This is a genomic window from Streptomyces sp. NPDC048270 (assembly GCF_040652335.1).
Lineage (GTDB): Bacteria > Actinomycetota > Actinomycetes > Streptomycetales > Streptomycetaceae > Streptomyces.
The window spans coordinates 1-25,541 of sequence record NZ_JBEZLV010000012.1; the positions used below are offsets into that span (position 1 = coordinate 1).

The following is a 25,541-nucleotide window of genomic DNA, read 5'->3' on the forward strand; positions in this document are numbered from 1 at the left end:
CCCGCAGGGCATGGTCACCGTGTTCGTGGGCACCTCGCTGCGCGACGTGGACGCGGCCGACGACACCACGGCCGCCGCCCTCGCGGTCGGCGTGCTGGCCGGACGGGCGGGCGCGGGCAGTGGCGGGCGGCGCGGCGGGGCGCCGGATCTGACGGAACTGCTGCCGCAGTGGCTGGCCGCGGCCGGCCGGCACGGCTACCGCTCGCCCGCGGCGCTCGTCCCGGCACTGCTGGACGCGGCCCGGGCCCGTACGGACCTGCGGCCGCAGGCACTCGCGCTGGCCGGGGCGCGGGGGCTGTGGCTGGCGCGGCTCAATCCGGACTGGCGCTTCGCCCTGCGCGGCGGGACCGGCGGCTCCGGGGAGCTGCCGGACGTGACCGACCGCGCCGGGGTGGAGCGGCTCTGGCAGGAAGGGCTGTTCGCGGAGCGGGTGGCGCTGCTGGGCAGCGTCCGGGCCCACGAGGCGAAGGCCGCGGTGAGGCTGCTGGCGACGACCTGGGCCACCGAGCGGGCCGAGGACCGGCTGATGTTCCTCGATTCGCTGCGGGTGGGGCTGTCGGAGGCGGACGAGCCGTTCCTGGAGGCGGCTCTGGGAGACCGCAGCCGCAATGTCCGCGCGACCGCCGCCGAGCTGCTGTCGGCCCTGCCGGGCTCGGCACTGGCGGGCCGGATGGCGGAGCGCGCCCTGGCCTGCGTGGGCCCGGAGGGGGTGAAGCCGCCGGTCGAGTGCGATGCGGGGATGCTGCGGGACGGGGTGGTCCGGAACCCTCCCGCGGGGCGGGGTGAACGGGCTTGGTGGCTGGGCCAGTTGGTGGAGTCGGCGCCACTGTCCTGCTGGCCCGGGCGGTTCGGGGGGCTCGGGCCGGCGGAGATAGTGGCGCTGCCGGTGGCCGAAGGCGACTCCTGGCGGGAGGAGTTGCACGCGGCATGGTGCCGGGCGGCGGTGCGGCAGCGGGACGCGGGTTGGTCGCGGGCGCTGCTGGGTGCGGCCTCCTCGCCGCCCGCGGCGGGCCCGGGGACGGCCTCGCTCGCGGAGCGCGCCAAGCTGCTGGAGACGTTGCCCGACGGGGAACGGGCGGAGTGGGTCGCGCAGTTCATACGGGCCCACGGGCTCTCGGAGGCGTTCCAGCTGCTCGGGGTGTGCGTGGTGCCGTGGGCGGGGGCGCTGGGCCGGGCGGTGGTGGACGCGCTGGATTCGGCCCGGGAGGCGGGCAGTTATCCGTGGAGCTTCAGCGGGGTGATGGGGCTGGCGGAGCGCTGCCTTGATCCTGCGGAGGCCGGGCGGTTGGAGGCGGTGGCCGCCGGGGTGGAGGAGCCGGGGGATTCCGCGGGCGGGGCCGCCGCGTACTGGGCCGAGGCCTTTCAGCGGCTGACGGCCACGCTCCGCCTGCGCGAGGCCATGCTCGCGGAACTCGCCCGACCTGACCGAACCGCTGGGCCGGGCGGGGCGGGACTGGGCTGAGCCGGGCGGGGCGGGCCGGGGTGGGCGGGCCAGACCGCGGCAGGTGGGCCAGACCGCGGCAGGTGGGCCAGACCGGGACAGACGGGCCAGGCCGGGGCGGAACTGCGCGGAGACGGGCCGCGCGGGGCGCCGGGCCGGCTCGGGCTGGACCGAGCGGGGCCGAGCGGGGCCGAGGCGGGCCAAGCGGGGCCGAGGCGGGCCGGGCGGGGCCGAGGCGGGCCGGGGCCGGGCCGGGGCGGGCCCAAAGCCCTGGGGCTCCGCCCCATACCCCGCGCCTCAAACGCCGGCGAGGCTGGATTTGGCTGCTGCCGGCGCGCCAGGTGCGGCGGCAGCCACACACAGGCGGGCGGCGAGACGGAGTCGGGCTCCCGCCCGTCAGGCGCGGCTAGGACACCCCCAGGGCAAGGGCAAGCAGCCCGTCGGACCGCAGGGTCCGATCCGCTGCGGCCCAGTCGCCAGGTTCCCAGCGGGGTGTGTCGCCGAATGCTCGCCGTCGGGGCCGGGCGGGCACCGCCCTCGGGCCGTGGGCCCGGGCCGCGGTCCCGGTGGTGGGTGCGCCGCGATTGCCCGCGCGCAGGGCTGGGCGCCGCCCGTCGGGCCGCAGGGTCCGCGTCGGATGCGTTGCGGTGCGGTTGTCAGGTTCCCGGGGTGCGCGGAAAATGCCCGCCCGCAGGGCCGGGGCACCGCCCTCGAGCCGTGGGGGCCTGGGCTGCGACCCGTTGGCGCGCCCCCGGGGTGCGCCGACGCAGGGGTGGGTGCCGCCCCGGGGCCGGGGGCCTGGGGCGGCGGGCGGGTCGGACTGGGCTACTGGCGGACGTGGGAGCGGACCCAGTCGACGATGGCTGTCGTCGTCGCGCCCGGGGTGAAGATCTCGGCTACGCCCTTCTCCTTGAGGGGGGCGATGTCGTCCTCCGGGATGATGCCGCCGCCGAAGACCTTGATGTCCTCCGCATCGCGCTCCTTCAGGAGCTCCAGGACGCGCACGAACAGCGTGTTGTGGGCGCCGGAGAGGATGGACAGGCCGATCGCGTCGGCGTCCTCCTGGATGGCGGTGTCCACGATCTGCTCGGGGGTCTGGTGGAGGCCCGTGTAGATGACTTCCATGCCCGCGTCACGCAGCGCCCGCGCGATCACCTTCGCGCCGCGGTCGTGGCCGTCGAGACCCGGCTTGGCCACCACCACACGGATCGGACCGGTCACACCCATCGCACTGCCTCCCGAGTGAACGAACGTTAAGTACAGCATCGCGCACGCCGCCGTTTCGCGGTCCACCGGGAGGGGGAAATCACACGTGGGACGGCATTGAGCCACCGTGCCGACAGCCGCACGGCACGGTGGCCTCGCGTCGAGCCGTCATGGCCGCAGTCTCCCGAGGGCCGAGGGGAGGCCGTCAATGGGGTTGTCCCTTCCCGTGTCGATTCCCGCGTCCGGCGCCGCACTGCGGGCCGGCGCGCTCGAGGTGGTCGTGCTCGGCGGGCACCTTCTCCTGTACCCCACCGGGGTGTGCCAGGAGAAGTCCGCCGCCGATCCGCCCGTGAAACGCCCACCCGTCCTGCTCCTCCACGGTTTCACCGACAACCGCTCCGTCTTCGTCCTGCTGCGCCGCGCCCTCGCCGCGGACGGCCTGCGGCACGTGGAGGCGTTCAACTACTCGCCGCTCACCCGCGACCTGCGCGTCACGGCCCGCCACCTCGCCCGGCGCGTCGAGGAACTGTGCGATCGCACAGGACAGGAGCGGGTGGACCTGGTGGGGCACAGCCTGGGCGGGCTGGTCGGCCGGTACTACGTCCAGCGGCTGGCCGGTGACGCCCGCGTCCGGACCCTCGTCACGCTCGGCACCCCGCATTCCGGTACGCAGATAGCCCCCTTCCTGGACGCGCACCCGCTCATGCGCCAGATGCGCCCCGGCTCCGAGGTGCTGGCCGAACTGGCCGCGCCCGCGCCCGGCTGCGCCACCCGATGCGTGGCGTTCTGGAGCGAGTTCGACGCGGTGATGACACCGGTCGGGACGGCCCGGCTGCAACACCCCGATCTATGCGTGGAGAACGTGCAGGTCACGGGCATCGGACACCTCGCCCTCGCCGTCCATCCCACCGTCATCGCCGCCATCCGGCGCGTCCTCGACGGGATCGGACCGGCCGCGGCGGCGGCCCCCGGAGCCGAATCCGTCGCCTAGACAACAACCGGCGAGAAGCCGAACGAATTTCGAACTCAAGGCCAAGGGTGCGTCTTTGCGCGACCGAAAGAGGGCCGAATGCCCGGTTCCAGGGAGATGGAAGCCCTCCGAAGATTGTCGTTGCCAGTAACCGCCGGGTACAGTCACGCCACTGCTCTCCTCCGGTGAACCCCGAGTTCCCCGGCCACCCAGGCCCCCCAATGCCGAGGCGAAAGAGAAGTTGGTGAACGACCGCCCCTCGCCGGGCCAGTACCCGGATCCCGGGTATGACGGCCTTGCCACCACCACTTTCGCTGGTGACTCGACCTACGTTTCCTACGAAACGCAGGGCCAGGGGGTCAACTACGCTGCATACGGCTCCTATGAGACCGGCGCGTACGACACCACGGCATGGACTTCCCAGGACGCCTACCTGTCCACGATCCCGTCCCAGGGCATGCCCGCGGACACCTCGACGGGACAGTGGGACGCGAGCGCTTGGACCAGTACCGGCACGGACCACTCCGGTTATGCCGAGTACCAGCCGGCCGCCTCCTTCGGCTACGACCCCTCCGGCGAGCAGACCGGGCACTGGGCGATGCCGGGCTACGGCACCGAGACCGGGGCCTACGACGCCACCGCGTGGAACACCGTCACCGAGACCCAGGCCCACCCGCAGGCCGAGACCTCGTACGAGTACCAGCCCGCGCAGCAGCAGGAGTACACACCGGAGTACGCGCAGGAGTACACGTACGAAGCAGCGGCGACGGTCGCGGACTACGCCTACGACGTGCACATTCCGGCCCAGGAGACGGTCGGCGAGACCTACGGCGAGGCGTATGAGGCGACCGCCGTCTTCGAACTCGTCACCGACGAAGCTTCGGCCGCGGCCGAGGTGCCCGAGGTCCACGACCTCCCCACCCAGGCCATGCCCGTCACCCCCTCCGTGCCGCGCGCCGCGCGCCGGACCGCCTCCAAGGGCAGCGCCAAGACGGGTGGCAGCAACCGCCGCCGGACCCCGGCGAAGCGTTCCGCCCTGCTGACCGTGGCCGTGCCCTCCGCCTGCGTGATGGGCGTCGCGGGTGTCGCGGCCGCCTCCGTCGGCGGCCTCACCGGCACGGAGAGGCCCGCCGAGGACACCACCACGATGGCCGCGCCCGACCCGGCCTCGGTGAAGCCCGTCGCGGCGAACACCAAGCTCGACACCCAACTGGCAGCGCTCAGCGCCGACGCGGGCGACTTCGCGGACCGCGCGAGCCGCACGCAGGAGCGCATCGACCTGCGCCAGCGCCAGGAAGAGGAAAAGAAGAAGAAGGCGGAGGAGGCCGCGGCCAAGGAAGCCGCCCGCCCCAAGTTCGCGATCCCCGTCGAACAGCACGGCCTCAGCGCCAACTTCGGCCAGTCCGGCGGCATGTGGATGTCCGTGCACACCGGCATCGACTTCCCGGTGGGCTACGGGACCCCGGTCATGGCCGCCACCGACGGCACCGTGCGCACGCAGTACAACAGCGCCTACGGGAACATGGCCATAGTGACCGCCCCCGACGGCACCGAGACCTGGTACTGCCACCTCAGCAGCACCAAGATCCGCGGCGGCAAGGTCAAGGCCGGCGACGTCATCGCGTACTCCGGCAACTCCGGCAACTCCACCGGCCCGCACCTGCACTTCGAGGTCCGGCCCGGCGGCGGAGCGGCGATCGACCCCCTGGCCTGGCTCCGCAGCCACGGCCTGGACCCGTCCTAGCCGACCGCCGCAGTCCCGGCCGCAACCCCGACCCCCGACGTGGCCACGGCCCCGAGCACGGCCATGGCCTCCGCCACGGCCATGGCCTCCGCCCCGGCCGGGTCTACAGCTTCTGCACCGGCGCGTAGCGCAGCAGCAGCCGCTTCGGCTTGTCGTCGCCGAAGTCGATGGTGGCCTGCGCGTCCGCGCCCGCTCCCTTGACCTCCATGACGGTGCCGAGCCCGAACTGGTCGTGCGTCACCCGGTCCCCGACCACCAGCGCGATCACCGGCTTGTCGGCGGCCCGGCGCGTCGCGAACCCGGACGGGCCCGACTTCGTGCGCGACGAGGACAGGAACGCCTCCGGCGAGGTGCCGAACGACGACTTCCCGCCGCCCGAGCCGCGGATCGGGCCCGCCGGCTTCTGGGCCGCGCCCGTGCGCTTCCACTGCAGGTACTCCGCCGGGATCTCCTCGAGGAACCGCGACGGCGGGTTGTACGAGGGCGTGCCCCAGGCGCTGCGCATCGAGGACCGGGTCAGGTACAGCCGCTCGCGCGCACGCGTGATGCCGACGTATGCGAGGCGGCGCTCCTCCTCGAGCTCCTTGGTCTGGCCCAGCGACCGCATGTGCGGGAAGACCCCGTCCTCCATGCCGGTCAGGAAGACCACCGGGAACTCCAGGCCCTTGGCGGTGTGCAGGGTCATGAGCGTGATGACGCCCGTGCCCTCGGTGTCCTCGTCGGGGATCTGGTCGGAGTCGGCCACCAGGGCGACCTGCTCCAGGAACTCGGCCAGCGTCCCGGGCGTCGCCTCGTCCCGCGCCTGCTCGAACTCCAGCGCCACCGCCGCCAGTTCCTGGAGGTTCTCGATCCGCGTCTCGTCCTGCGGGTCGGTCGAAGCCTGGAGTTCGGCGAGGTAGCCCGTACGCTCCAGCACCGCCTCCAGCACCACCGCGGGGCCCGCGCCCGAGTCGACGATCGTGCGGAGCTCTTCCATCAGGACGTTGAAGCGCTTCACCGCGTTCGTCGAGCGCGCGGCCATGCCGAAGGCCTCGTCCACACGGCGCAGCGCCTGCGGGAAGGTGATCTTCTCGCGCATCGCGAGCGCGTCGATCATCGCCTCGGCGCGGTCGCCGATGCCGCGCTTGGGCACGTTCAGGATCCGGCGGAGCGGGACGTTGTCCTCGGGGTTGGCGAGGACGCGCAGGTACGCGAGGACGTCGCGGACCTCCTTGCGCTCGTAGAAGCGGACGCCGCCGACGACCTTGTAGGGCAGCCCCACCCGGATGAAGATCTCCTCGAACACGCGCGACTGCGCGTTGGTCCGGTAGAAGATCGCGACGTCCCCGGCCTTCGCGTCACCGGCATCGGTGAGGCGGTCGATCTCGTCGGCGACGAACTGCGCCTCGTCGTGCTCGGTGTCCGCGACGTAGCCGGTGATGACCGCGCCCGTGCCGGCCTGGGTCCACAGGTTCTTGGCGCGGCGGTTCTCGTTGCGCTCGATGACCGCGTTGGCGGCGGAGAGGATCGTCTGCGTGGAGCGGTAGTTCTGCTCGAGCAGGATCGTCGTGGCGTCCTTGTAGTCCTCTTCGAACTGGAGGATGTTGCGGATGGTCGCCCCGCGGAAGGCGTAGATCGACTGGTCGGCGTCACCCACCACGCACAGCTCGGCCGGGGGCAGGTCCGGATAGCCGGTGCCGACCAGCTCGCGCACCAGCGTGTACTGGGCGTGGTTGGTGTCCTGGTACTCGTCGACCAGCACGTGCCGGAAGCGGCGCCGGTAGTGCTCGGCGACGTCCGGGAAGGCCTGGAGCAGGTGGACCGTGGTCATGATGATGTCGTCGAAGTCGAGCGCGTTGGCCTCGCGCAGCCGCCCCTGGTACATCGTGTACGCCTGGGCCAGCGTCTTCTCGAAGCCGTCGACGGCCTGGTCGGCGAAGCCCTCCGCGTCGATCAGCTCGTTCTTCAGGTTCGAGATCTTGGCGTTGAAGGCCTTGGGCGGGAACTTCTTCGGGTCCAGGTCCAGGTCGCGGCAGACGAGCGCCATCAGGCGCTTCGAGTCGGCCGCGTCGTAGATCGAGAACGAGGAGGTGAAGCCGAGGCGCTTGGATTCGCGGCGCAGGATGCGCACGCACGCGCTGTGGAAGGTGGAGACCCACATGGCGTTGGCGCGCGGGCCGACGAGGCCCTCCACGCGCTCCTTCATCTCCCCGGCGGCCTTGTTGGTGAAGGTGATCGCCAGGATCTGGCCGGGGTGGACGTTCCGCGCGGACAGCAGGTGTCCGATGCGGTGGGTGAGCACCCGGGTCTTTCCGGAGCCGGCGCCGGCGACGATGAGCAGCGGCGAGCCCGCGTGCACCACCGCCGCGCGCTGCTCCTCGTTCAGCCCGTCCAGGAGCGCCGCCGGGTCGATGACGGGCCTGGGGGCGCCGTCCCGGTAGTACGCGTCCCCGGTCATGGGCACGTCGAACCGGCCGCCGAAGAGGTCGTCCGCCGCCGGCTCCGGGGCGGCGTGGTCCTCGGGCGGCGGCGGGACCTCCTCGGAGGGGGTGAGGTCCGCCAGGAAACTGTCGTCAAAGAGGCTGCTCATCGCATTCCGAGTCTAGGGGGCGGGACCGACAGCCGGTCCCGGGCCCGGAAAATCGCCCACGGCCAGGGTCAGGAGTCCCGGGAAGCGCTGCTCCAGGTCCTCGCGGCGCAGGGTCAGGAAGAGTCTGCGGCCGTCGGGGCGCCGGCGGATCACCCCGGCCTCGCGCAGCGTGCGCAGGTGGTGGGTGACGGTGGAGCGCGGCAGCCCGGCGGCCACGGCCCCGCAGCAGACCTCCGACCCGGCCGCGGCGAGGGTCCGGACGATCTCCAGCCGCACGGGGTGGCCCAGGGCCGCCAGGACCTCGACCAGCTCGAAGCGGGCGGCGTCGGGGTGGTGGAGCTCATCGGCGGCCATGGGCCAACTGTACGCAAATCCCGAACGGACACCCCAGCCCACGGGGGCGCGGGAGCCCGCCCGTACGCTCGGCGCCATGGACGTACTCATCAATGTCTTCGTCGGTCTGCACATCATCGGGATCGCCTCGCTCCTCGGCGGCTTCCTCACCCAGATGAAGGCGATGGGCGCGGGCACCGCCCGGTTCACGCCCGCCATGCTGCACGGCGCGCTCACCATGCTCGTCACCGGCGTGCTGCTGGTCGGCTTCAACGAGATGGACGGCTCCGCCGTCAACAACGTCAAGATCGGCGTGAAGCTGGCGATCCTCTTCGTGATCCTCGCCCTCGTCTACGTCAAGCGCGACGAGGAGCGGGTGGAGAAGGCGCTGTTCGGCGCGGTGGGCGGGCTGACCGTGGTCAATATCTTCATCGCCGTCCTCTGGCACTGATCCACATCGGTCTCCGGCGGCCAACCGCGGTCGCATCAGGGCACTTGCGATCATCTCGTCATCTGCCCGTTACCTCCGGGTCTAGCGTCCTCCTCCAAGCACCGAGAGAGGAAGGACGTGAGGCCCTCGTGGCCAGTCACCGAAAGCCCAGGCAGCGCCCGCTCTCCGGCGGCACCGTACGGACAGCCGCCACTCTCGCCCTCGCGGGCGCTGCCACCGCCACCGCCTTCGAAGGCACCTCCCAGGCCGACCCCCGCCCCACGCCCGCACAGGTCGAGGCCGAGGTGGACCGGCTCTACGAGGAGGCGGAGGCCGCGACCGAGCGGTACAACGGGGCGAAGGAGAAGGCCGACGAGGCCGAGCGGGCGCTGGACGGCCTGCGCGACGAGACCGCACGCAAGACCGACCAGCTCAACGCCGCCCGCGGCACCCTCGGTTCGCTCGCCGCCACCCAGTACCGCCGGGGCTCCCTGGGGACCGCCGTCCAGCTCGCCATGGCCGCCGATCCGCAGGAGTACCTCTCCCAGGCCTCCTTCATCTCCCGCGCCGGTGACCGCAACGCCGCCGGGATCAGCTCCGTACGCCGCCGCCTCGACGAGGTCGGCAAGCTGAAGGAGCAGGCCTCCGGGCGGCTCGCCGACCTCCGCGCGCAGCGGGACGAACTGGCCGGGCACAAGGCCGAGATCGAGGGCAAGCTCGCCACCGCCAAGCGGCTGCTGGCCAAACTGACCGCCGAGCAGCGCGCCGCGTACGAGGCCCGCTCGGGCGGTGCCGCCCCCGCGGCCCGACCGCAGTCCGCCCCGCCGCCGCCTTCGGACGGATCGCGCGCCGCCCGCGCGGTGGCCTTCGCGCACGGGGCGATCGGGAAGCCGTACGTCTGGGGGGCGACGGGCCCGGGGTCCTTCGACTGCTCGGGCCTGACCCAGGCGGCCTGGCGCTCGGCCGGGGTCTCCCTCCCCCGCACCACCTACACCCAGATCAACGCGGGCCGGCGCGTCTCCCGCGACCAGCTGGCCCCCGGCGACCTGGTGTTCTTCTACTCCGGAGTCACCCACGTCGGCCTGTACATCGGCAACGGACAGATGATCCACGCACCGCGCCCGGGGTCTACGGTCCGAGTGGCCCCGATCGACTCGATGCCCTGGGCGGGGGCCTCCCGCCCCGCGTAGCCCCGCAGCCGCGCGCAGCCCCGCAGCCCCCGCAGCCGCGCGCAGGCGTGGGCGGGACCGGCAGCCGCTACGGCGCCTTCACCGTCTTGCTCAGCCAGTCGAAGGTCTGGGGCAGCTGCTTCGACCAGGAGTCGAGGTTGTGCCCGCCGGTCACCTTCTCGGCGTGCACCGTGGTCGGGCTCTTCGCGATCGCCTTGAGGTCCGTGCCGGACAGGTATCCGTCGTGCTCCGCCCCCGACATCCACAGCGCAACCGCCGGCGGCGTGGGCGCGGTCTGGAGCACGTGCTTCAGGTTGTGCGTACGGCGCAGTTCCGGATCCTGGGCGACCAGCGAGGAGGGCTCCTGGCCAGGGTCGTTGTAGCCGGAGAGGGAGACGGCCGCGCTGTAGCGGTCGGGGTGGTTGATCGCCAGCTTGGCGGCGCAGTACGCCCCGGCCGAGTAGCCGGCCACGCCCCAGGTGCGGGCCTCCTCCGAGACCCGGAAGTTGTCGACGACCATCTTGCGGACGTCGACGCTGAACCAGCTGTCGGCGTTGACCTTGCCCGGGAGGTTGGCGCAGCCGGTGTCGGCGTTGCCCAGCAGCATGGCGCGCGGCGAGACCAGGATGAACGGCTGCACCTTGCCGCTCTTCATGAGCGGCTCGAGCACCTCGTGCGCCTTGAGCCCCTGGAACCAGGACTTGCCCGTGCCCGGAATGCCCGGGATCAGCTCGACCACGGGGAACTTCCTGTCCTTGTGGGCCGGATCGTCGTACTGGGGCGGCAGCCACACCATGACGTCACCCTTGACCCCGGAGATCTTGCCGTCGAGCTCGGTCTTCTGGACCCGGCCGCCGAGGCCCTCGACCGGCTGGAAGGCCTGTTTCACCTTCGGCGCGGCCTCGGCCTTCTTCCCGCCGAGCCCGTCCGGCCCGAGGTCGGGCGCGGCGGTGACGTACGTGCCGGTGCCGAGCAGGTCGCCCCAGGAGGCGTAGAAGTTCATGTCCCGGTTGACCCCGATGAACACCAGCGCGATGGCCGTGACCTGGGCGAACACCACCATCAGGGCGCGCGAGGCCACGCGTACGGCGGCAGGGCCGCGCACCTTGCTCCACACGGCCAGCGGCAGGACGACGGCGATCAAGGTCAGGGCGACCACCGTCGCGAAGAGGGGGGTCCCCGTCAGGCTCATCACGGCAACGTAGAGGGCCGCACGGCCCGCGCCGGTTGCCCCTCCCCGCTGCGGCATGGATCACACCGGATCGCTCCGGGCCCCGCGGCTACACCAGCCGGCGGGCCGTCGCCCAGCGGGTCAGCTCGTGCCGGTTGGAGAGCTGGAGCTTCCTCAGGACGGCCGAGACGTGCGACTCCACCGTCTTGACGGAGATGAAGAGCTGCTTGGCGATCTCCTTGTACGCGTACCCGCGCGCGATCAGCCGCAGCACCTCGCGCTCGCGCTGGGTCAGCCGGTCCAGGTCCTCGTCGACGGGCGGGGCGTCCGTGGAGGCGAACGCGTCGAGCACGAAACCCGCCAGCCGCGGCGAGAACACCGCGTCCCCCTCCTGCACCCGGAAGATCGAGTCCACCAGGTCGGTGCCGGTGATGGTCTTGGTGACGTAGCCGCGCGCGCCGCCCCGGATGACACCGATGACGTCCTCCGCCGCGTCCGACACCGACAGGGCCAGGAACCGCACCTGGTTCTCGGCCGCCGCCATCAGCGGGGCGCAGCGCCGCAGCACCTCGACCCCGCCGCCGCCGGGCAGGTGCACGTCCAGCAGGACGACCTCCGGCCGGGTGGCGGTGATGACGGTGACGGCCTGGTCCACGTCGGCGGCCTCACCGACGACCTCGACCCCGGTCCGCCCGGTCTCGCCGATCTCGGCCTGCACGCCGGTGCGGAACATCCGGTGGTCGTCGACGAGCACCACCCGGACCCGCCTGCCGGTCTCCGTCACCGCGTTGTCCTCGGTCATGCTGCGTTCGCCGCCCTCTCCATCTCCAGCTCGACTTCCGTGCCGCCGTCGGGCGCGGACCGCAGCCGCGCGGTCCCGCCGTTGCGCTGCATCCGGCCGATGATCGATTCTCGTACGCCCATCCGGTCGTCCGGCACCGCGTCGATGTCGAAGCCCGGTCCCCGGTCCCGTACGGACACGAACACCGTCTGCGCCTCCACCTCGGCGTACACCTGCACCGGCCCTCCCTCGCCACCGTACTTGGCGGCGTTGACCATCGCCTCGCGCGCGGCCTGGATCTGTGCCGCCAGCCGCTCCTCGAGCGGGCAGTCGCCGACGACGACGACCTCGATGGGGACGCCGTGGTGGTCCTCCACCTCGGCGGCGGTCTTCTTCACGGCCTCCGCGAGGGTGGCCGGCTCCTCGGCCTCGTCCTTGCCGGTGCCCTCGGGCTTGTACAGCCAGTTCCGCAGCTCGCGCTCCTGTGCCCGCGCGAGGCGGCGCACCTCCCCCGCGTCCTCGGCGCCCCGCTGGATCAGGGTGAGGGTGTGCAGTACCGAGTCGTGGACGTGGGCGGCGACCTCGGCTCGCTCCTGGGCGCGGATGCGCATCAGCCGCTCCTCGGAGAGGTCCTGGGTCATCCGGATCAGCCAGGGTCCGGCCAGCAGTGCGACGCCGACCAGGACGGCGAGGGTGGCGGTGAGGACGTTGCCGAGCTGGGCCGCGGAGCCGCGTACGACGATGAAGACGGTGAGGCCGACGCCGACGAGGGCCACTCCGGCCAGTGCCCGGGCCGCCTGCAGCAGCCGGCCGTGCCGTCCGGCGGCCTCGGTCCAGTGGGCCCGGCGGGCGTTGTCCGCCTGCCGCCATACGAGGACCACCCCGGCCCCGACGAGCAGCGTCGGCCAGACGTACCGGCCGGAGGCGCCGCCGACCTGGACCTGGGAGATGAAGATGCCCGCGCCGATGCACAGCGCGATCAGCGCGGTGATCTGGCCCTTGTCGGGTTTGCGCAGGCGGCGGGTGCCGTCGGGCAGGGTCTCGAAGTAGGAGCGGTGTCCGCTGCGGCCGCCGACGCCGAGCGGTACGAACACCCAGAAGGCGGCGTACAGCAGCACGCCGAGCCCGTCGCCCCACATGAACAGGCCCAGGAAGGCCAGCCGGACCCAGATCACCGGCAGCCCGAGGTGCCCGGCGAGGCCCCGCGCGACTCCGCCGAGCATCCGGCCGTCGGCGCTGCGGTACAGCTTGCGCGGCGGCACCTCGTCGACGTCGGGGGCGTGCGGGGTGCGGGGAGCGGCGGCTGCGGGCATGCCACCAAGGGTCACACGCGCGGGAGGGGCCCGGCATCAGGGCTGCCCCCCACTTCGACCCGGGGGATATCAGGGTTGTGCCAGGGTCGGGCCCGGTGCCGCGGGCCGCTCCGGCCCGTCACCATGGACCCATGACCGAAGTACACGATGCCCCGCCCGGGCCGCCCGCCGGACGGGGCCCGGGGGACGGGCCCGGGGCGCCCCGGACTCCCGACGTCCGCCCGCCCCTTCGCCGCAGCAAGCGCGACAAGGTCCTGGCGGGCGTGTGCGGCGGGCTGGGCCGGTACTTCGACCTGGACCCGGTGGTCTTCCGGATCGTGCTGGGCGTCCTCGCCGTCACCGGCGGCGTCGGCCTGATCTTCTACGGCTTCGCGTGGCTGCTGCTCCCCCAGGACGGCGAGGAGGACAGCGAGGCGAAGAAGATGCTGACCGGCCGGGTCGAGGGCGCCACCCTCGCGGCGGTGTTCGCCGCCCTGGTCGGCTGCGCGCTGTTCCTGTCGATGCTGGACAACGGCGTGCTCGCGGTCTTCTCGGTGCTGGTGGTCCTGGCGCTGGGCGGGGCCTCGTACTGGTCGCAGCGGCGGCGGACGGCGGGCCCGGTGGAGGCCGAGGCCCCCGCGCCGCAGGAGACGAAGGCACCGCCGGAGACGAAGGCGCCGCCGGCCCCGGGCGGTCCGTCGTGGTGGCGGGACCCGCTGGTCAAGGACGGCACGACCGGCCCGGTCGGCACGACGGGGTACCTGTGGGGGCCCGCCGACTCGCCCGTCCCCGCGGAGCCGGGCGGCGCGCCGATCGCGGCCGCCGCCGCGGCCGCTGCCGTGAAGAAGCCGGCCGCCCCGGCCCGGCCGCGCGGCGGGATCGGCGGCCGGGTCTTCGTCCTGGCGCTGATCGCCGGGATCGCCGCGGCGGGCGCCAACTGGCAGGGGCATCCGCTGGGCGAGGCCCTGCAGAGCGGGCTGGCCGCCGCGCTCGTCGTCTTCGGCCTCGGTCTCGCCGTCAGCTCCCTGCTGGGGCGCACCGGCTTCGGCACGATCGTGCTGGCCGTGTTCACCTCGGGGCTGCTCGCGGTCGCCGCCGTCCTGCCCCGCGAGATCGGCACGGACTGGCGGGAGACCCGGTGGCGGCCGGCCGCGGTGGCCGACGTACGACCCGTGTACGAGGCGGGGACCGGCCTCGCCACCTTGGACCTGAGCCGGCTGGACGTGCCCAGGGGCACCACCCTGCCCGTCCGCGCCTCCGTGGACGCGGGCCGGCTCAAGGTGATCGTGCCCCGCGAGGTGACGGCGCAGGCCGATGTGACCATCCGGTTGGGCGACATCCAGATGCCCGGGGACACGAGCCAGGACGTACGGGTCCGCGGCGGCGGCGAGCACCGGCGGGCGACCCTGCCGCCCCCGGCCGGCACCGAGGCCGGCGGGACGATCGAGCTGCACCTGGACGCGGGTGTGGGACAGGTGGAGGTGGCCCGTGCGGCGTCATGAGTTCCAGCCGGGACGGCTGATCGCGGGGCTGGCCCTGCTGGTGGCGGGCGTGCTGTACCTGCTCGACAGCAGCGGCGAGGCCGACCTGCCCTGGTTCCTGGTCATCCCGCTCACGCTGGGCGGCCTCTCGCTCGCCGCCCTGACCGGGATGGTGACCTACGCCGTCCGGCGCGACCGCCGCGACCAGCGCGACCCGATCAGCGAGTCCAGGGACCAGTAGGGCGCCCCGGCGATGACCAGCGGGATCCAGGCGATCATGTAGATCAGGTCGTTGCCGTAGTAGTACGGGGTCACCGCCCAGGAGACGGTGAGCCACAGGCTGAGCGCGATCAGCGCCCCGCCGAGGGCCGCGATCCGGGTCAGCAGGCCGGCCAGCGTCCCGAGGCCGACGAGGATCTCCCCGATGGCCAGGGCGACGGCGAAGCCGACGGGGGCGTCCAGGGCCATGTCCACCATGGCGGGGATCGCGGAGGTGTCGCGCACTCCTGCCATCAGCTCCCCGATGGAGCCGGCGCCGGAGGCGGAGAGGAACGCGGAGTCGGTCAGCTTGTCCACGCCCGCGTAGACGAAGGTCACGCCGAGGAAGATCCGCAGGGGCAGCAGTGCGTAGTCGGCCGCGCGTACCTTCGGCGGGCGGACTGCGGACGCGTCTGTCGAGACATCAGTTCGGGTCACGCGACATGTGTACCCCGATCACTCGGCCACGTCGATGATGCATCGGTTGGATTCCACCCCGGCGGCCGTCACCACCTGGATGTCGACGCGCCCCGGCTCCACCTCGGCCGGCACCGGCACCGTCAGCACCGTGTCGGAGGGGTTGGTGAACCCGCCCGGCACCGGAACCAGCGGCACGTGCACGTGCACCGCCCCGATCCGCACCACCAGCCGGGCCAGCATCTCGGGAGTCTGCGCCCCGGGCGGCACGAAGCCCACCCCCCGGATCTCGATGTCGTCCCCGGGCCGGACGGCCGCGTCCAGGTCCCCGGGCTCCCGTCTGCGCACCACCGAGAGCACCAGCGGGCGGGTGCCCTCCGCGTACTTGGCCGCCAGGTAGACCGCGGCCGACAGGGCCACCAGCAGGGCCAGGGCCCAGGGCAGCTGCGGCAGCCGGTCGGGGAAGCGGGCCAGGGACACCGCCGCGTAGGCCAGGACCACCGTGGAGACGAGTACGTACTGCGCGTCCGGGAAGCTGCCGCGCCCCGCGTCGTCCGTCAGCAGGTCCACCCCGCGCGGCCGGTCGGCCGGCAGCTTCTGCAACCGCTGGCCCATGATCCGTACGGCGACCACCCGGCGCACCACCACGGCCACCACCGAGGTCAGCGCGACCACCGCCAGCAGGGGCAGCGCCCGGTCCAGGGCGAACCCCGCGTACAGGGCCTGCCGCTCCGGGCCCGGCCCCGAGGCCGCCAGCCGCAGCGCGGGCAGCAGCGCGGCGAAGGCCGTCAGCACCACCCAGGCGCTCGGCACCGACTTGGAGGTGGACAGCCGGTTGTCCTCGCCGACCAGCGGGGCCAGCAGCCCGCCGCGCACCGACTGGGCGCGGGCCGCGACGGTGAGCAGCCCGGCGAGGACCAGGGCCGCCAGCAGCCCGGCGGTACGGGCCGTGGACCAGCCGGTACCGAGCGCGGCGGCGACCTGGACCAGGAGCAGTACCCCGGCGGCGATCCACACGCCGAGCACGGCCCGCCGCGAGAACAGGTACAGCCAGGAGTTGCCGGCCTCCCGGCCCCGGTCGGCGACGGTGCGCGCCGACAGGGTCAGCTCGTCGGAGACCCACTGCCGGGACGCTCCCAGGGAGTGGGCCACAGCGGCGGGCAGCCCCTGTCCGGCGGCGAACTCGTCGCGCTTCTCGAGGAAGGCGGCCACGGCGCGGCGGTGCCCTTCCCGTGCGCAGTCGTCGCATGCGCAGGCCGCGGTGTGCGTACCCCGGGACATCTCTTGGACAGCCACGTGCGTGCCGCCTCTCTGAACTACGGTGCAATGCCAGCGAATTGTGCACCACTGCGGCAGTGTTCCGGATTGCGCACGATGTCAGAGCAGGTGATTAACGGTTCATGATGTTGACGCCACCGGCGTGTCACCGTTTTGGCGCAGGGGCTGGTAGTTCACCCAGGCGGCCAGATCGGACCCGAACCGCTCCCGCGTGGCGATCGCGCTGTGGTGGTCGATGAGCACCGGTTTCCCGGCCGCCCGCGCGATCAGCTGCACCTGCGCGGCCCGCTCCGCCGCGAGGAACCACCAGACCGCGGCGTCCACCGAGCCCCCCACCGTCAGCAGCCCCCGGTTGCGCAGGATCAGCGCCTTGTACGGGCCCAGCGCGCGCCCGATCCGGCTCGCGTCCTCGGCTCCCGCGAACTCGTCCAGCAGCGCGTGGTCCTCGTAGAAGGCGCAGGCCTCCTGGGAGACGGGGGCCAGCAGCTCGCCGAGCGCCGCGAGGGCGCGGCCGTACGGGGCCTGCGTGCGCACCACGGCCACCACCTCGGGGCGCTCCCGGTGCACGGCGGCGTGCACGGCGAAGGCCAGCTCGTTGACCCGGCGCTCCCCCTCCAGGACCCGGCCGTCCCCGTCCACCAGCAGGAGGTCGGCGGCGGTCAGCCCGGCGAAGGCGCGCCCGAAGGGGTTGACCCAGTAGCAGTCCTCGAACTCCGGGTCCCGTGCGCTGACGTGGCCGGACACCCCGTCCTCGTAGCCGAGCCCGCCGAGCAGGCGCAGCGCCCCGGCGAGCCGCTCCTTGCGGTGCGCCCGCTCGTCGGCCGGGTCGGGGTACACGGGCGGCATCTCGAAGCCGAGCCGTTCCACGGGGACGGGTACGGGCTGATCCGGCATGGGGCCTCCTCCGACGGCTCGGGTCGCGGCGCAAGGTACCGCCGCCCGCGCGAAGTGGCCAGAGAAGAGCGCCCGGCGGAAGGGCCCCGGAGGGAATCCGGCCGGAGAGACGGCGAAGCCGCCGCTCGGGAGGGAGCGGCGGCTTCGTCTCGGGTCCGGGTGGGGACTACTCCCACTCGATGGTGCCCGGGGGCTTGCTCGTGCAGTCCAGGACCACGCGGTTCACGTCCGGGACCTCGTTGGTGATGCGGGTGGAGATCCGCGCGAGCACCTCGTAGGGCATGCGCGTCCAATCCGCGGTCATCGCGTCCTCGGAGGAGACGGGGCGCAGGACGATCGGGTGGCCGTAGGTGCGGCCGTCGCCCTGGACGCCGACGCTGCGGACGTCCGCGAGCAGCACGACCGGGCACTGCCAGATCTCGCGGTCGAGGCCGGCCGCGGTGAGCTCCTGGCGGGCGATGGCGTCGGCCTCGCGCAGCAGGTCCAGACGGTCCTTGGTGACCTCGCCGACGATGCGGATGCCGAGGCCGGGGCCGGGGAAGGGCTGGCGGTGGACGATCTCGTCCGGGAGGCCCAGCTCCTGGCCGACCATCCGGACCTCGTCCTTGAACAGCTGGCGCAGCGGCTCGACGAGCTCGAACTCGATGTCGTCGGGGAGCCCGCCCACGTTGTGGTGGGACTTGATGTTCGCGGTGCCGGTGCCGCCGCCGGACTCGACGACGTCCGGGTACAGGGTGCCCTGCACCAGGAAGGCCACCGCCGGGCCGTCCTCCTGGAGGATCTCCAGCTGGGCCTGCTCGAAGACGCGGATGAACTCGCGACCGATGATCTTGCGCTTGGCCTCCGGGTCGGAGACGCCGGCCAGCGCGTTCAGGAAGCGCTCCTGCGCGTCGACGACCTTCAGCTGCACGCCGGTGGCGGCGACGAAGTCCTTCTCGACCTGCTCGGTCTCGCCCTTGCGCATCAGACCGTGGTCGACGTACACACAGGTCAGCTGCGAGCCGATCGCCTTCTGCACGAGGGCGGCCGCCACGGCCGAGTCCACGCCGCCGGAGAGGCCGCAGATGGCGCGCTTGTCGCCGACCTGCTCGCGGATGGCCGCGACCTGCTCCTCGACGATGTTGCCGGTGGTCCAGGACGGGGACAGGCCCGCGCCCCGGTAGAGGAAGTGCTCGAGGACCTGCTGGCCGTGCGTGGAGTGCATCACCTCGGGGTGGTACTGCACGCCGTACAGCTTCTTCTCGTCGTTCTCGAAGGCCGCGACCGGGACCACGTCGGTCGACGCGGTGACGGTGAAGCCCTCGGGGGCGCCGGAGCAGGCGTCGCCGTGGGACATCCACACCGACTGCTGCTCGGGGGTGCCCTCGAAGAGGGTGGACCCGGCCTTGGAGACGGCCAGCGGGGTGCGGCCGTACTCGCGGGCGCCGGTGTTGTCGACCTGGCCGCCGAGGGTGGTCGCCATCAGCTGGAAGCCGTAGCACATGCCGAAGACGGGGACCCCGGCCTCGAACAGCGAGCGGTCGAGCTGCGGGGCGCCCTCCTCGTACACGGAGGACGGACCGCCGGAGAGGATGATCGCCTTGGGGTTCTTGGCCAGCATCTCGTCGACGGGCATCGAGCTCGGCACGATCTCGCTGTAGACCCGGGCCTCGCGGACGCGGCGGGCGATGAGCTGGGCGTACTGGGCGCCGAAGTCGACGACGAGAACCGTGTCCGGGGCGCTGTCGTGGGCGGCGGAGGGTGCTTCTGGCACGGGGCGGCCTTCCGGCGGAAGAGGTGGCTGTTTTGTCGATTCTAACGGGGGACCCGCACCCCTCTTCGTCTCACCATCCGAACCGGCTTGGCCCGGAGGGGGACGCAAGGACATAATCCGTCCCATGCGCAAGCAGCTGAGCTTCCTCTTTACCTATGGCACCGGCCGGTCCGGTCGCCATGGGTCTTCGTGATGCTCGCCTGAGCCGCTGAACTTCCCAGAGCGCCCCGGTCCGACAGGACCGGGGCGCTCTGGCGTTCGGGGAACTGGCGGACGGCGGACTCCATCCGACAGGAGACGAGACCATGACCACGATCACCACCACCCCCGAGCAGCTCATCGCCGACTCCCGCGAGCGCATCGACGCCCTCGACGACCGGATCATCGGACTGATCCAGGAGCGCATGGCCGTCTCGACGGTCATCCAGGAGGCGCGGATCTCCTCCGGCGGGCGCCGGGTGCACCTGTCCCGGGAGATGGAGGTGCTCTCGCACTGGAGCGATGCCCTGGGCAAGCCCGGGACCGCCCTCGCCATGACGCTGCTGGAGCTGTGCCGGGGCCGGGTGTGACGGCTGTTCGTCACCCGTCCGGAGCGTGACCGGCCCGGGTGCCCTTCGTTGGTGAGGTTGTCCGCGCCAGCCAGGCGCGGGACCGCACCACCACGCGTGGCTCCGCCGGAGCGATGAGACGCACTCCCCGTGGGGCGTGCGTCGTGGGACCTCGCTCCCCCGCGTGACCGGACGGCAGGGGACAGCAGCCCGGTCACCCCGTAAAGGACGGCCGGCCCGGGGGACGCCCCGGGCCGGCCGTTCGGCGTGCGGGCCCCTGGGCTGTCCGGCGTGCGGGCCCCCGGGCCGTTCGCGGGCGCGGAGCCCCTCCGCTCGCCCGCCGTCGAGGACCACTCCGGTTCCCCCGAACCCCTCCCGTCACACATGCACACTTCGCTGTGTGATCGACGCCACAGCCCGGCCAACCGGATTCCGGTACAACCATCCGTGGCGACCGCCTGTCACTCATGTACCGCGGTGGGTACCGCGCTCGGAGGGGGAGCGCGGTACCGACCCGGTCGTCAGACCTGGTCCACGACCTTCGGCGGGACCTCGGGGACCGCCAGGAACGGCAGCCGCAGAGCGCCGAACGCCTCCTTCGGAACCGCCGGACGTGCCGGTTCCACCGCCGCGAGCCGTACGTAGCCCGCGCCCTGCTCCGGCCGCGGGTCCCGCTCCCCCTTGTTCGGCCAGTACGACATCGCCCGCTCGGCCTGCGCCGTGATCGTCAGCGACGGGTTGACGCCGAGGTTCGCGGACACCGCCGAGCCGTCCACCACCGAGATCCCCGGGTGCCCGTAGAGCCGGTGGTACGGGTCCACCACGCCCTCCTGCGCCGAGGCGCCGATCGGACAGCCGCCGAGGAAGTGCGCGGTCAGCGGGGTGCCCATCAGCTCGCCGATGTTGCTGCCGGCGAAGCCGTTGATCTCCTCGGCCAGCAGGGTCGCCGCATGCGTGGCCTCGGCGATCTGCACCGGGTTGGGGGCCCCGTGCCCCTGCCGGGCGGTGAGCAGGCCCTTCCCGATGCCGCCGGGCTTGCGGTAGGTGGTCAGCGAGTTGTCCAGCGACTGCATGACCAGGCCGATGATGGTCCGCTCCGACCAGCGCCGGTTGGAGAGCGAGCGGGCCAGCTGCAGCGGGTGCCTCGCGGTCCGGGCGAACCAGGCGCGCACCCGGTGCCTGCTGTACGGGACCTGGAGGACGGTCATGAACCCCATGGCGTTGGAGCCCTTGCCGTAGCGGACGGGCTCGATGTGGGTGTCGGCGTTGGGGTGCACCGAGGAGGTGATCGCCACGCCCCGGGTGAAGTCGGCCCGCTGCGCCGTGCCGGAGCCGTCGCCGTGGCGTTTGCGGTAGCGGCGGTCGTCGGTCTGCGCGCCGACGAGGCCTTCGGAGTTGGTCCGGGTCAGATCGCCGAGCCGGTCCGAGATCCCGGGCAGCTCGCCGCTGTCCTTCATCGTGTGCAGCAGGGTCTGGGTGCCGTACGTGCCCGCCGCGACGACCACGTACCGGGCGCGCAGCACCTTCGCCTTGCCCCTGCGGCGGGCGTCGGTGGGGACCGTACGGACCCGGTGGCCGCCCTCGGGGTGCTCGGAGAGCGCGGTGACCGTGGTCATGGGGTGGATGACGGCTCCGGCGCGCTCGGCGAGGTGCAGGTAGTTCTCGCCCAGGGTGTTCTTCGCGCCGTGCCGGCAGCCGGTCATGCACTCGCCGCATTCGGTGCAGGCCTTGCGGGCGGGGCCGGCGCCGCCGAAGTACGGGTCGGCGACCTCGTCCCCGGGCCGGACCCGCGCGTGCCCCTCCGCGTCGGCCCCGTCGCCGAAGAAGACCCCGACCGGGGCCATGTGGAAGGAGTCGGCCACGCCCATCTTCTCGGCGGCCGCCTTGAGGTGGACGTCGGAGGGGGTCATCGTCGGGTTGAGGCGCACCCCGAGCATCCGCTTGGCCTGGTCGTAGTACGGGGCGAGCTCCTCGCGCCAGTCGGTGATCCCCGCCCACTGCCGGTCCTCGAAGAAGGCGGCGGGGGGCACGTAGAGGGTGTTGGCGTAGTTGAGGGAGCCGCCGCCCACGCCCGCGCCGGCGAGCACCATCACATTGCCGAGCAGGTGGATGCGCTGGATCCCGTAGAGCCCGAGGGCCGGGGCCCACAGGTAGTTCCGCAGGTCCCAGCTGTTCTTCGGCAGGCTGTCGCGGGTGAAGCGGCGTCCGGCCTCCAGGACGCCGACCCGGTAGCCCTTCTCGGTCAGGCGCAGGGCGGCGACCGACCCCCCGAAGCCGGATCCGATGACGATGACGTCGTAGTCGTACGGCTCAGACACGGTGCTGCCCCTTTAGCGGAGTCGGAGGGCCTTCATGACCTGGAGGCTGCGGGTCATGAACGCCGCGTACTTCTCGTCGTCCATGCCCAGCGAGGGCGCCATCGGGAGCAGCCGCTGGTGGGCGACGGTCTGGGCCTCGGTGTACTTGAGGATGCCCTCGGAGCCGTGGCGGCGCCCGAGGCCGGAGTCCTTCATCCCGCCCATGGGCGCCTGGGCGCTGCCGTAGGCGGGGGCGTAGCCCTCGTTGATGTTGACGGTGCCGGTCCGCAGGCGGGCGGCGACGGCGTGGCCGCGGCGGGCGTCCTTGGTCCAGACGCTGGAGTTGAGGCCGTAGGCGGTGCCGTTGGCCTCGGCGATGGCCAGGTCCTCGTCGGTGAAGCGGTAGATGGAGACGACCGGGCCGAAGGTCTCCTCGCCGCACACCGCCATGGGTGCCTCGACGCCGTCGAGGATGGTGGGCTCGTAGAACAGCGGGCCGATGTCGGGGCGGGCGGTGCCGCCCGCGACGAGCGTCGCCCCCTTGGCGACGGCCTCGTCCACGTGCCGCTGTACGGTCTCCAGCTGGCGCTCGCCGACCAGGGAGCCCATGTCGGCGCCGTAGGCGAGCGAACTGCCCAGGCGCATGGCCTTGGTGCGGGCGGCGAAGCGGGCCACGAACTCGTCGGCGACCGAGGCGTGGACGTAGAGCCGCTCGATGGAGATGCACAGCTGTCCGGCGGAGGAGAAGCAGGCGCGGACGGCACCCGCGGCGGCCTTCTCGACGTCGGCGTCGTGCAGGACCAGCATGGCGTTCTTGCCGCCGAGCTCGAGGGAGACGCCGACGAGGCGGGCGGCCGCGCCCTGGGCGACCTCGCGGCCGGTGCGGGTGGAGCCGGTGAAGGAGACGTAGTCGGCGTGCCGGACCACTTCGGGGCCCACGACCGGGCCTTCGCCGAGCACGATCTGGAAGACCTCGGCGGGCAGGCCGGCCTCGATCAGCAGCTCGCGGGCCCACAGCGCGGTCAGCGCGGTCTCGGTGTCCGGCTTCATGACGAGCGCGTTGCCCGCGACGAAGGCGGGCAGCGCGTCGCCGACGGAGAGTTCGAGCGGGTAGTTCCACGGGGCGATCTGGCCGACGACCCCGCGCGGCTGGCGCAGTTCGGTGACCTTGGTGAGGGTGGGCATGGCGCCCGTATGGCCCTTGGGGCGCAGGTAGGCGGGGGCCTTGCGGCCGTAGTGGCGGGCGGCGACGGCGACCGCCTGGACCTCTTCGTGGGCGTGCAGGCGGGCCTTGCCGGTCTCCAGCTGGATGAGGTCGAGGACCTCGGCCTGCCGGGCGAGCACCAGGTCGTGGAAGCGCAGCAGGACCGCCGCCCGCTTGCGTACGGGGACGGCGGCCCAGGCGGGCTGGGCGGCGCGGGCCCGCGCGAAGGCCTCGGCCACGTCCTCGGCGGTGGCCTCGGGCAGTTCCGCCAGCCGCTCCCCCGTGAAGGGGGTGTGGTTGGCGGTGCGGCCGGAGCCGATCACCCCGCGGGTGAGGCGGACGACCAGATCGGGGGTCACCACGTCGGCGGCGGTGCGGGCGCCGGCCGGGGCCGGGGCGACCGGGTTGGTGGGTGCCGGTGCGGTGCGGAGGGGGGCCGGGGCCTGCGAGTCCGTCATGGCGGTGAGCGTATTGCGCCCGGCAGGCTTTGGGTACCCGTGGGTAACCGGATTTTGCCATTTCCGCCAGCGATCGCTGGCAGGATGACGGGATCAGGACTTCGGGGCGGGCGGCTCCCAGCCGCTGAGCACGATGTCGAACTGCTGCCGCGTCGTGTCCCACTCGCCGGCGGGGCTCGACATGTACACCGCGTACTCGGTGCCGTCCGGGGCGACGTACATCTGCTCCTTGGCCCGCCGGGGCCCGGCGAGCGTCCCCTTCTCGGTCCAGGTGAAGTCCCACAGGGCGCCCCGGGTGGTGTCCCGGAAGCTGTTCTGCTCCAGCCGCAGCCGCTTGTACTCCGCCCGCTTGCGCACCTGCTTCTCCAGGTCGAGCAGGTGCGCGTACGGGTTCTCGTAGTCCGGGGTCGGGTCGACGGCGATCCGGATGAAGTGGTTGCCGTTGTCCGGCGTGTAGTCGATCTGGGTCCCGTTCGACTCCCGCCGCCAGCCGTCGGGCACGAAGAGGGTGAACCCCTCCGGGTCGGTCACCCTGGACCAGCCGGCCGGCGGCGCGCCCTGGGACTTCTGCGACTTCGCGTCCCCGCCCGCACCGGCCTCGTCGGGGGCGCTCGCGTTCTTGTCCGAGCCGCCCGAACCGCTGTCGCCCGTGTACTTGAGCACCCCGAACACCCCGCCGCCGCCGATCAGCGCCGCCACCAGGGCCACGGCCGCGGCGCGCTTGACCCAGCCGCCCGGCCCGTCCGCGGCGGGGGCGGAGGCGAGCGTGGGCGCGGAGGGCTCCGGCAGCGCGGCCGTCTGGGCGACGTCCCCGGCCGGAGCCGGCGGCTCCTCCTGGGGCTCCTGCTGCGCCGGTGCGAGCTCCGCCGAGGTCACCGAACGGGTGGGCACGTACGCCTGCGCCGCCTTCGGCTCCCGGCCCTCCATCGCCTCCAGCAGCATCCGCTCGGCCTCCTCGGCCGTCGGCCGCTCCGCCGGATCCTTCTGCAGCAGAGCCGTGATGACCGGCGCCAGCGCGCCGGACTGCTTCAGGGCCGGCGGCTCGTCGTTCACCACGGCCTGGAGGCTGGAGATGGGCGAGGTGCGGCGGAAGGGCGAACGGGCCTCCACCGCCGTGTACAGGGTGGCGCCCAGCGACCACAGGTCGGAGGCCGTGCCCGGGGTCCCGCCGGTGACCCGCTCGGGGGCCAGGTAGTCGATGGAGCCGACGATCTCGCCGGTGCGCGTGATGGAGGAGTCCCCCTCGATCGCCGCGATCCCGAAGTCCGTGAGCAGCACCCGGCCGTCCTTGGCCAGCAGGACGTTGCCCGGCTTCACGTCGCGGTGCAGTACGCCGACCGCGTGCGCCGCGCGCAGTGCGCCCAGCACGTGCAGCCCGATCCGGGCGGCCTCGCGGGGCTCGATGCGCCCGGCCGCCTTGGCCGCGTCCGCGAGGGAGGGGCCGTCGATGTACTCCATGACGATCCACGGCCGGTCGTCGTGCTCCAGCACGTCGTGGACGGTGACGACCGCCGGGTGCTGGATCCGGGCCGCGGCCCGGGCCTCCTTCTGCGTCCGGGCGTGCATGACGTCCCGGTCGGCCTGGGCGACGTACAGACCGGCCGTCAGTTCCTTGACGGCGACGGTCCTGTGCAGCAGCTCGTCATGCGCGCGCCACACCTTGCCCATGCCGCCGCGGCCGATCGGCTCGATGAGCCGGTACCGGCCCGCCAGCACGGCGCCCCCACCTGTCTGCTGTTCCACAAAACCCCGCCGCTCTCCGCACTTCAGGCCAGATTACGGAGCCCACGGCCGGTGTCGGAACCGCACGGCCGCGGAAAGCCCGCACTGTGACGCAATCGCCGTAC

At 72.9% G+C, this 25,541-nt stretch carries 21 protein-coding genes; 8 read left to right on the plus strand and 13 right to left on the minus strand.

Going from position 1 to position 25,541, the window contains the following annotated elements; translation table 11 throughout:
* The coding region (locus tag AB0D66_RS13175; protein ID WP_362301230.1) for a DUF5691 domain-containing protein at positions 1-1,462 on the plus strand (1,462 nt) is incomplete at its 5' end.
* An 804-nt stretch (positions 1,463-2,266) separates the two neighbouring features.
* On the opposite strand, the gene AB0D66_RS13180 is transcribed toward AB0D66_RS13175, so the two are convergent.
* Entirely contained in the window at positions 2,267-2,668 is a 402-nt protein-coding gene (locus AB0D66_RS13180) for a cobalamin B12-binding domain-containing protein (protein WP_362301233.1), read from the minus strand.
* A gap of 187 nt (positions 2,669-2,855) precedes the next feature.
* On the opposite strand from AB0D66_RS13180, the gene AB0D66_RS13185 reads away from it, so the two are divergent.
* Together AB0D66_RS13185 and AB0D66_RS13190 are read left to right on the plus strand one after the other, a co-directional pair.
* The gene (locus AB0D66_RS13185; RefSeq protein ID WP_362301236.1) at positions 2,856-3,638 is read left to right on the plus strand and encodes an alpha/beta fold hydrolase; all 783 of its coding nucleotides are present in this window, start codon (positions 2,856-2,858) and stop codon (positions 3,636-3,638) included.
* Positions 3,639-3,861: 223 nt separating this feature from the next.
* Positions 3,862-5,361, plus strand: a complete 1,500-nt coding sequence (locus AB0D66_RS13190) for a M23 family metallopeptidase (RefSeq protein ID WP_362301239.1) — start codon at positions 3,862-3,864, stop codon at positions 5,359-5,361.
* A 103-nt stretch (positions 5,362-5,464) separates the two neighbouring features.
* Here AB0D66_RS13190 and pcrA read toward each other — a convergent pair whose 3' ends face one another.
* Together pcrA and AB0D66_RS13200 are read right to left on the minus strand one after the other, a co-directional pair.
* The gene (pcrA, locus tag AB0D66_RS13195) at positions 5,465-7,930 is read right to left on the minus strand and encodes a DNA helicase PcrA (protein WP_362301242.1); all 2,466 of its coding nucleotides are present in this window, start codon (positions 7,928-7,930) and stop codon (positions 5,465-5,467) included.
* A gap of 12 nt (positions 7,931-7,942) precedes the next feature.
* Positions 7,943-8,284 carry a metalloregulator ArsR/SmtB family transcription factor gene (locus AB0D66_RS13200; protein WP_362301245.1) on the minus strand — a complete coding sequence of 114 codons (342 nt, stop codon included), beginning with the start codon at positions 8,282-8,284 and terminating at the stop codon, positions 7,943-7,945.
* Positions 8,285-8,360: 76 nt separating this feature from the next.
* On the opposite strand from AB0D66_RS13200, the gene AB0D66_RS13205 reads away from it, so the two are divergent.
* Together AB0D66_RS13205 and AB0D66_RS13210 are read left to right on the plus strand one after the other, a co-directional pair.
* Positions 8,361-8,714 carry a hypothetical protein gene (locus AB0D66_RS13205; protein WP_362301248.1) on the plus strand — a complete coding sequence of 118 codons (354 nt, stop codon included), beginning with the start codon at positions 8,361-8,363 and terminating at the stop codon, positions 8,712-8,714.
* 128 nt (positions 8,715-8,842) lie between these two features.
* Positions 8,843-9,883: an NlpC/P60 family protein gene (locus tag AB0D66_RS13210; protein ID WP_362301251.1), complete on the plus strand. Its 1,041-nt coding sequence runs from the start codon at positions 8,843-8,845 to the stop codon at positions 9,881-9,883.
* 67 nt (positions 9,884-9,950) lie between these two features.
* Here the strand turns inward: AB0D66_RS13210 and AB0D66_RS13215 are convergent, their stop codons facing one another.
* The 3 genes from AB0D66_RS13215 to AB0D66_RS13225 all read right to left on the minus strand — a co-directional run bounded on the left by AB0D66_RS13215 (position 9,951) and on the right by AB0D66_RS13225 (position 13,127).
* On the minus strand, positions 9,951-11,054 hold the full coding sequence (locus tag AB0D66_RS13215; protein ID WP_362301254.1) for an alpha/beta hydrolase-fold protein: 1,104 nt from the start codon (positions 11,052-11,054) through the stop codon (positions 9,951-9,953).
* Positions 11,055-11,142: 88 nt separating this feature from the next.
* A complete protein-coding gene (locus AB0D66_RS13220; protein ID WP_362301257.1) occupies positions 11,143-11,835 on the minus strand; it encodes a response regulator transcription factor in 693 nt (230 codons plus the stop codon).
* Positions 11,832-13,127 (minus strand): PspC domain-containing protein, encoded by a 1,296-nt coding sequence (locus AB0D66_RS13225; RefSeq protein ID WP_362301260.1) that lies wholly within the window; start codon positions 13,125-13,127, stop codon positions 11,832-11,834. The genes AB0D66_RS13220 and AB0D66_RS13225 overlap by 4 nt, the downstream gene beginning before the upstream one ends.
* 131 nt (positions 13,128-13,258) lie before the next feature.
* On the opposite strand from AB0D66_RS13225, the gene AB0D66_RS13230 reads away from it, so the two are divergent.
* The gene (locus AB0D66_RS13230) at positions 13,259-14,608 is read left to right on the plus strand and encodes a PspC domain-containing protein (protein ID WP_362301262.1); all 1,350 of its coding nucleotides are present in this window, start codon (positions 13,259-13,261) and stop codon (positions 14,606-14,608) included.
* Positions 14,595-14,828, plus strand: a complete 234-nt coding sequence (locus AB0D66_RS13235) for a hypothetical protein (protein ID WP_362301265.1) — start codon at positions 14,595-14,597, stop codon at positions 14,826-14,828. The genes AB0D66_RS13230 and AB0D66_RS13235 overlap by 14 nt, the downstream gene beginning before the upstream one ends.
* Here the strand turns inward: AB0D66_RS13235 and AB0D66_RS13240 are convergent.
* The 4 genes from AB0D66_RS13240 to guaA form a co-directional block, all read right to left on the minus strand.
* Entirely contained in the window at positions 14,765-15,283 is a 519-nt protein-coding gene (locus tag AB0D66_RS13240; protein ID WP_362301268.1) for a TQO small subunit DoxD, read from the minus strand. The two genes, AB0D66_RS13235 and AB0D66_RS13240, sit on opposite strands and share 64 nt — an antisense overlap.
* A gap of 18 nt (positions 15,284-15,301) precedes the next feature.
* The gene (locus AB0D66_RS13245) at positions 15,302-16,558 is read right to left on the minus strand and encodes a hypothetical protein (protein ID WP_362301271.1); all 1,257 of its coding nucleotides are present in this window, start codon (positions 16,556-16,558) and stop codon (positions 15,302-15,304) included.
* A 102-nt stretch (positions 16,559-16,660) separates the two neighbouring features.
* Entirely contained in the window at positions 16,661-17,434 is a 774-nt protein-coding gene (locus tag AB0D66_RS13250) for a class II aldolase/adducin family protein (protein ID WP_362301274.1), read from the minus strand.
* 166 nt (positions 17,435-17,600) lie between these two features.
* Positions 17,601-19,187: a glutamine-hydrolyzing GMP synthase gene (guaA, locus tag AB0D66_RS13255; RefSeq protein ID WP_362301277.1), complete on the minus strand. Its 1,587-nt coding sequence runs from the start codon at positions 19,185-19,187 to the stop codon at positions 17,601-17,603.
* Positions 19,188-19,492: 305 nt separating this feature from the next.
* On the opposite strand from guaA, the gene AB0D66_RS13260 reads away from it, so the two are divergent.
* On the plus strand, positions 19,493-19,756 hold the full coding sequence (locus AB0D66_RS13260; RefSeq protein WP_362301280.1) for a chorismate mutase: 264 nt from the start codon (positions 19,493-19,495) through the stop codon (positions 19,754-19,756).
* A gap of 500 nt (positions 19,757-20,256) precedes the next feature.
* Here the strand turns inward: AB0D66_RS13260 and AB0D66_RS13265 are convergent, their stop codons facing one another.
* The 3 genes from AB0D66_RS13265 to AB0D66_RS13275 form a co-directional block, all read right to left on the minus strand.
* A complete protein-coding gene (locus AB0D66_RS13265) occupies positions 20,257-22,053 on the minus strand; it encodes a GMC family oxidoreductase (protein WP_362301283.1) in 1,797 nt (598 codons plus the stop codon).
* Positions 22,054-22,065: 12 nt separating this feature from the next.
* On the minus strand, positions 22,066-23,694 hold the full coding sequence (locus tag AB0D66_RS13270) for a succinic semialdehyde dehydrogenase (protein WP_362301286.1): 1,629 nt from the start codon (positions 23,692-23,694) through the stop codon (positions 22,066-22,068).
* 93 nt (positions 23,695-23,787) lie between these two features.
* Positions 23,788-25,437 (minus strand): protein kinase, encoded by a 1,650-nt coding sequence (locus AB0D66_RS13275; RefSeq protein WP_362301289.1) that lies wholly within the window; start codon positions 25,435-25,437, stop codon positions 23,788-23,790.
* Between the last annotated feature and the right edge of the window lie 104 nt (positions 25,438-25,541).

What these genes read in the sequence shown, in the direction of transcription:
- AB0D66_RS13220 (WP_362301257.1), bottom strand. Translation starts at nt 11,835, where the DNA reads ATGACCGAGGACAACGCGGTGACGGAGACCGGCAGGCGGGTCCGGGTG.
- AB0D66_RS13180 (WP_362301233.1), bottom strand. Translation starts at nt 2,668, where the DNA reads ATGGGTGTGACCGGTCCGATCCGTGTGGTGGTGGCCAAGCCGGGTCTC.
- pcrA (WP_362301242.1), bottom strand. Translation starts at nt 7,930, where the DNA reads ATGAGCAGCCTCTTTGACGACAGTTTCCTGGCGGACCTCACCCCCTCC.
- AB0D66_RS13225 (WP_362301260.1), bottom strand. Translation starts at nt 13,127, where the DNA reads ATGCCCGCAGCCGCCGCTCCCCGCACCCCGCACGCCCCCGACGTCGAC.
- AB0D66_RS13205 (WP_362301248.1), top strand. Translation starts at nt 8,361, where the DNA reads ATGGACGTACTCATCAATGTCTTCGTCGGTCTGCACATCATCGGGATC.
- AB0D66_RS13200 (WP_362301245.1), bottom strand. Translation starts at nt 8,284, where the DNA reads ATGGCCGCCGATGAGCTCCACCACCCCGACGCCGCCCGCTTCGAGCTG.
- AB0D66_RS13260 (WP_362301280.1), top strand. Translation starts at nt 19,493, where the DNA reads ATGACCACGATCACCACCACCCCCGAGCAGCTCATCGCCGACTCCCGC.
- AB0D66_RS13230 (WP_362301262.1), top strand. Translation starts at nt 13,259, where the DNA reads ATGACCGAAGTACACGATGCCCCGCCCGGGCCGCCCGCCGGACGGGGC.
- AB0D66_RS13215 (WP_362301254.1), bottom strand. Translation starts at nt 11,054, where the DNA reads ATGAGCCTGACGGGGACCCCCCTCTTCGCGACGGTGGTCGCCCTGACC.
- AB0D66_RS13270 (WP_362301286.1), bottom strand. Translation starts at nt 23,694, where the DNA reads ATGACGGACTCGCAGGCCCCGGCCCCCCTCCGCACCGCACCGGCACCC.
- AB0D66_RS13185 (WP_362301236.1), top strand. Translation starts at nt 2,856, where the DNA reads ATGGGGTTGTCCCTTCCCGTGTCGATTCCCGCGTCCGGCGCCGCACTG.
- AB0D66_RS13250 (WP_362301274.1), bottom strand. Translation starts at nt 17,434, where the DNA reads ATGCCGGATCAGCCCGTACCCGTCCCCGTGGAACGGCTCGGCTTCGAG.